This is a genomic window from Photobacterium angustum, assembly GCF_003026365.1.
Taxonomy (GTDB): domain Bacteria; phylum Pseudomonadota; class Gammaproteobacteria; order Enterobacterales; family Vibrionaceae; genus Photobacterium; species Photobacterium angustum.
This window is the reverse complement of sequence record NZ_PYOM01000039.1, coordinates 1-2,391: the sequence shown is the minus strand read 5'-3', so window position 1 is coordinate 2,391 and position 2,391 is coordinate 1. Positions and strand designations below refer to the sequence as shown.

2 tRNA genes and 2 rRNA genes are annotated in these 2,391 nt (G+C 49.1%); all 4 read right to left on the bottom strand.

Going from position 1 to position 2,391, the window contains the following annotated elements:
• Window positions 1-894: ribosomal RNA gene (locus CTN01_RS22460) — 23S ribosomal RNA — on the bottom strand; the annotation flags it as partial.
• Window positions 895-1,170: 276 nt separating this feature from the next.
• A tRNA-Ala gene (locus CTN01_RS22455) sits at window positions 1,171-1,246 on the bottom strand.
• Between the two features lie 44 nt (window positions 1,247-1,290).
• Window positions 1,291-1,367 (bottom strand) — tRNA-Ile (locus CTN01_RS22450).
• A gap of 71 nt (window positions 1,368-1,438) precedes the next feature.
• Window positions 1,439-2,391 (bottom strand): 16S ribosomal RNA (locus CTN01_RS22445); the annotation flags it as partial.

Sequence of the window (2,391 nt, the reverse complement as noted above, 5' to 3'; positions counted from 1 at the left end):
AAAGGGTTGGTAAGTCGGGATGACCCCCTAGCCTTAACAGTGCTCTACCCCCAGTAGTATTCGTCCGAGGCGCTACCTAAATAGCTTTCGGGGAGAACCAGCTATCTCCGAGTTTGATTGGCCTTTCACCCCTAGCCACAAGTCATCCGCTAATTTTTCAACATTAGTCGGTTCGGTCCTCCAGTAAGTGTTACCTCACCTTCAACCTGCCCATGGCTAGATCACTCGGTTTCGGGTCTAATCCTAGCAACTATTTCGCCCAGTTAAGACTCGGTTTCCCTACGGCTCCCCTAAACGGTTAACCTTGCTACTAAAATTAAGTCGCTGACCCATTATACAAAAGGTACGCAGTCACCTAACAAGTAGGCTCCTACTGCTTGTACGTACACGGTTTCAGGTTCTATTTCACTCCCCTCACAGGGGTTCTTTTCGCCTTTCCCTCACGGTACTGGTTCACTATCGGTCAGTCAGGAGTATTTAGCCTTGGAGGATGGTCCCCCCATATTCAAACAGGATATCACGTGTCCCGTCCTACTCGTTTTCACTGATAATGCGTTGTCGGTTACGGGGCTATCACCCTGTATCGCAGAACTTTCCAGAACTTTCACCTAACGCAAAACTAGCTTAAGGGCTAATCCGGTTTCGCTCGCCGCTACTACCGGAATCTCGGTTGATTTCTCTTCCTCGGGGTACTTAGATGTTTCAGTTCCCCCGGTTCGCCTCGTGCTGCTATGTATTCACAACACGATACGTGCTTATGCACGTGGGTTTCCCCATTCGGAAATCCCAGAGTCACCGGTTTTTACTACCTTCTCTGGGCTTATCGCAAGTTAATACGTCCTTCATCGCCTCTGACTGCCAAGGCATCCACCGTGTACGCTTAGTCACTTAACCATACAACCCCAAGAGGTTTCGTATGTTCAAACAACCAAGGTTTGTGTTTAACACTTCGATCAAGAAAGTATTAAACGTTGGTTTTTCGCCGGACTCGATACAAGACACTTGAATGTGTATTGTTTGAGAACTCGTTTTTATCTAAAGATAAAAACATTTTTTAAAATCAATCTATCGATTGAATTTACTAGTCAGCTTTCCAGATTGTTAAAGAACATGTAATTATCGTTAGATAACCACTTTTTAAAGACACTTTATTCAAATGTGTTTAAAGAGTGGTGGAGCTATGCGGGATCGAACCGCAGACCTCCTGCGTGCAAGGCAGGCGCTCTCCCAGCTGAGCTATAACCCCAACGATATAAAAGACTAAACCACCACCTTCTCTGGGAGAGAAAGTGGTGGGTCTGAGTGGACTTGAACCACCGACCTCACCCTTATCAGGGGTGCGCTCTAACCACCTGAGCTACAGACCCAAGTCTTTTTACGTTCTACATTTTAACCAAGCAATCTGTGTGGACACTGCATTAAACAGCAAGTCTTTAGGTAAGGAGGTGATCCAGCCCCAGGTTCCCCTAGGGCTACCTTGTTACGACTTCACCCCAGTCATGAACCACACCGTGGTAAACGCCCTCCCGAAGGTTAAGCTATCTACTTCTGGTGCAGCCCACTCCCATGGTGTGACGGGCGGTGTGTACAAGGCCCGGGAACGTATTCACCGTGACATTCTGATTCACGATTACTAGCGATTCCGACTTCATGGAGTCGAGTTGCAGACTCCAATCCGGACTACGACGTACTTTCTGGGATTCGCTCACCATCGCTGGTTGGCAGCCCTCTGTATACGCCATTGTAGCACGTGTGTAGCCCTACTCGTAAGGGCCATGATGACTTGACGTCGTCCCCACCTTCCTCCGGTTTATCACCGGCAGTCTCCCTGGAGTTCCCACCATTATGTGCTGGCAAACAAGGATAAGGGTTGCGCTCGTTGCGGGACTTAACCCAACATTTCACAACACGAGCTGACGACAGCCATGCAGCACCTGTCTCAGAGTTCCCGAAGGCACCAATCCATCTCTGGAAAGTTCTCTGGATGTCAAGAGTAGGTAAGGTTCTTCGCGTTGCATCGAATTAAACCACATGCTCCACCGCTTGTGCGGGCCCCCGTCAATTCATTTGAGTTTTAATCTTGCGACCGTACTCCCCAGGCGGTCTACTTAACGCGTTAGCTCCGAAAGCCACGGCTCAAGGCCACAACCTCCAAGTAGACATCGTTTACGGCGTGGACTACCAGGGTATCTAATCCTGTTTGCTCCCCACGCTTTCGCATCTGAGTGTCAGTATCTGTCCAGGGGGCCGCCTTCGCCACCGGTATTCCTTCAGATCTCTACGCATTTCACCGCTACACCTGAAATTCTACCCCCCTCTACAGTACTCTAGTCTGCCAGTTCAAAATGCTGTTCCGAGGTTGAGCCCCGGGCTTTCACATCTTGCTTAACA